Genomic DNA, 3,426 nt, shown 5'->3' with positions numbered 1-3,426 from the left:
ATAATTAATTGCTTTGGCAAGTGCTTATTTGGAAAATTTCTTCAGAATTTTCTCGTGTTCATTTTTGTTTACTAAATTAGTTGCTTAAACACGCAACTAACCATACACAAAACCGTTGTAGTGCATTTAAAATTAGATGCTAAGAAGATATTGTAATAGATGAGAACTTATCCAGAAAACATCGAAGAACTAGAAAAAAAACATAATTTTAGTTTTCCTTTAGATAACAAAAAGTTAGAGCTTATTCATAATAATGTTATTTTACGTAATGATATTGCATACGTATTTTTCAAATCCAGGATCTTAAATTTACTGAAAATGCAAAATCTATTTGAAAATGAATTATCCAGTGAGTCATTTTTGGACAAAGAATTTAACCAAACGGACAGACTTAAAATTTATAAAGCAATAAAAAATCAACTTCCTATGCCAGTTAGTGAGAGAAAGAAACTGGGTTTATATTCTTTGTTTCATTTAAATGAAAAACCAAAAATCGATACTAGAGCATTAACAATTAAAGACTTAATTTTTAATTTAATCAAGCAAAACAGATTAACTATTAAGGGGGAATTTGAAACATTTTTTAAACATGAGCTTGATAATTTAAAATACTAAAACGACACTACAACAATATGTAAAATGCATTAAAACGCATTTTACACAAACCTTTGCTAGCGTGAGTTTCCAAACTCGTACCCACAAATAAACTAAAAACTCAATACTCAATACTAACCTCTCAATACTAAATCAAAAACTGTACTTTTGTTCAGAATCACAACAAAGCACAAAATTTGATCGATTTACCAAATATTCCAACAAACAAAATTGCCATAAAACTGAAACCCGCTGCGGAAACCTTAGTCAAAAAAGGACATCCATGGGTTTTTGAAAATAGCATTAGCAAGCAAAACAAAGAAGGGAAATCGGGTGACTTAGCAATCATATTCGATAATCGAAAAAATAAATTTATTGCCTGCGGATTCTACGATCCTAATTCACCAATACGTATCAAAATTTTACAAGCAAATAAGCCAGTAACCATCAATGCAGAATGGTTTGCGAAGAAAGTGAATGAAGCGTATGAAAAACGAATTCCATTATTAGAAACCGATACAAACAGTTACAGACTTATTTATGGCGAAAATGATAACTTACCTTCGCTTGTAGCGGATGTGTACGATAACGTACTTGTAGTAAAGCTATACGCTTCGTATTGGTTTTATCATTTAAAAGATATCTTGTCAGAACTCATCAAAGTGAGTAAAGCGGAAACGACTGTGCTACGCTTGAGCAGAAATGTGCAAAAAGATAAGAATGAATTCGGATTTACTGACGGACAAATTTTAGATGGTGAACTCAACAAGGAAGTGATTGTCTTTAAAGAACATAGCGTCAATTTCTCCGCAAATGTCATTCACGGACACAAAACAGGATATTTCTTAGATCACAGAAACAACAGAAAACGAGTTGGTGAACTTTCCAACGGAAAAACTGTATTAGATGTCTTCTCGTATGCTGGCGGATTTTCGGTTCATGCCTTAGTTGGTGGTGCAAAAGAAGTGACTAGTTTAGACATTAGTGCACCTGCATTAGAAATCGCAAAAAATAACGCGAAACTGAATACATTTTCAGGAACTCACAACGTTATTGTGGGCGATGCTTTTGAGGAATTGCAAAATCTAGCGAACGCTAAAAAGAAATTTGACATTGTGGTGATTGATCCGCCATCGTTTGCGAAAAGTGCAACAGAAGTTGACAGAGCATTAGCGAGTTATAAAAAACTCACGCAACTTGGTTTGAAGCTCGTTCAAAAGAAAGGAATTTTAGTCTTAGCTTCTTGCAGTTCAAGAGTAACTTCGGAAGTGTTTTTTAATTTGGTTGAAGAAACACTCCACAGAAACAATGCAAACTATACCATTCTTGATAAAACACTCCATGACACCGATCATCCAATTGGATTTAAAGAAGGTGCGTATTTGAAGTGTGTGTATGTAAGGATTGATTAGCATACTTTCATAAATTATTAGTAGGATACACTAAATAAATAATACATACCGTTTTAAACTCTAAACACTGACGTATATGACACGAGTAGAATTTATAAAAATGTGTGGAATCCTTGGAATTAGTATTCCGTTTCAATCTACATTAATGGCTTGTGGAAGTGATGAATCAGTTGATACTAATGACTCGAATGCAACTCCCTTTTCTGGAAAAGTAATTATTATTGGAGCTGGGGTTGGTGGGCTTTCCGCTGGATATTTACTGCAACAACAAGGAATTGATTTTGAAATTTTGGAAGCATCTTCTGTGTATGGTGGTAGGATGAAAATCAACACCGATTTCGCAGATTTCCCAATTCCGTTAGGCGCAGAATGGTTAGAGACCAACACCAGTATTTTTCAAGAAATTGTAAATGATGCTTCAATTGCTGTAAATGTAGAAACCGTTGCAGATGCTCCTGATCGAAAATTTGTAAACTCTTCTTGGTTTAGCTTTTTTGATGAATACATTGTACCATCTGTAGTAAACAAAATTACATATAATACCATTGTGCAATCTATTGATTATTCAGGCAATCAAGTTATTGTTACAACTCAAAACGGTCAACATTCCGCAGATAAAATTATCGTTTCTGTTCCGCTAAAAATTCTTCAAGATGGAGATATAAATTTTCTTCCTAGTTTACCTCAAGACAAATTGAATGCCATTAATAGTACGAACATTTGGGAAGGTTTTAAAGCCTTTTTTGAATTCTCTGAAAAGTTTTATGATGATGAACTCGAATTTATAATTACACCTTCAACAGATGGAGAAAAAATATATTACAATGCTGCATTTGGACAAAACACTACCAAAAATATTCTTGGTTTATTTACCGTTGGAAAACCTGCGTTAGATTACATCGCGCTTTCTGGAGATGCATTGAAAGATTATATCTTAAATGAACTCAATGGAATTTATGCAAATCAAGCAACTCCAAACTATATAAAACACGTTGTTCAAAATTGGAATAACGAACCATTTATAAAAGCAGGATATATGTCAGATCACGCTAATTCACAAACGGTACAAAAACTTAGCGAATCAGTTGCTGATAAAATCTACTTTGCTGGTGGCGCATATACAGATGGAGAAGATTGGGTTTCTGTACATACTGCGGCACAATCTGCAAAAGTTGCGGTAAACAAAATAACTACTTAAGTTTTAAAGTCTTAATCTTAGGTTAAATAAAAAGACTGTCACTACATAATTAGTATCGTTAATAATCTTATAGAATTGATCAAAGAAGATATTTTTGAAATGAAGCGTCAAAAAAGACAATTAGCTACTTTTAAATCAGATAATGCTAGATTAGTTTTCAATCAAGCTAATGAAGAAGATAGTTAGACTTTTTTAATCAGGTTTTCTAAGAAACAGATTGCC

Annotated in this window: 3 protein-coding genes; all 3 read left to right on the top strand. The window is 32.9% G+C overall.

Annotated features, from left to right (window positions below):
- The first annotated feature begins 159 nt into the window (after positions 1–159).
- The 3 genes from ACRBBL_RS27100 to ACRBBL_RS27090 all read left to right on the top strand — a co-directional run bounded on the left by ACRBBL_RS27100 (position 160) and on the right by ACRBBL_RS27090 (position 3,204).
- Positions 160–615, top strand: coding sequence for a hypothetical protein (locus ACRBBL_RS27100; protein ID WP_431372243.1), 456 nt, complete (start codon positions 160–162; stop codon positions 613–615).
- Between the two features lie 176 nt (positions 616–791).
- Entirely contained in the window at positions 792–2,006 is a 1,215-nt protein-coding gene (locus tag ACRBBL_RS27095) for a class I SAM-dependent rRNA methyltransferase (RefSeq protein WP_431372242.1), read from the top strand.
- Positions 2,007–2,082: 76 nt separating this feature from the next.
- The gene (locus tag ACRBBL_RS27090; RefSeq protein ID WP_431372241.1) at positions 2,083–3,204 is read left to right on the top strand and encodes a flavin monoamine oxidase family protein; all 1,122 of its coding nucleotides are present in this window, start codon (positions 2,083–2,085) and stop codon (positions 3,202–3,204) included.
- Positions 3,205–3,426: the final 222 nt, after the last annotated feature.

The sequence above is a fragment of the Kordia sp. genome (assembly GCF_050633145.1).
GTDB lineage: Bacteria > Bacteroidota > Bacteroidia > Flavobacteriales > Flavobacteriaceae > Kordia.
This window is presented reverse-complemented; position numbering and strand designations above follow the sequence as displayed.

Bases quoted from the DNA above. Each gene is read 5' to 3' on its own strand.
- ACRBBL_RS27100 (WP_431372243.1), top strand. From the start codon at position 160: ATGAGAACTTATCCAGAAAACATCGAAGAACTAGAAAAAAAACATAAT.
- ACRBBL_RS27090 (WP_431372241.1), top strand. From the start codon at position 2,083: ATGACACGAGTAGAATTTATAAAAATGTGTGGAATCCTTGGAATTAGT.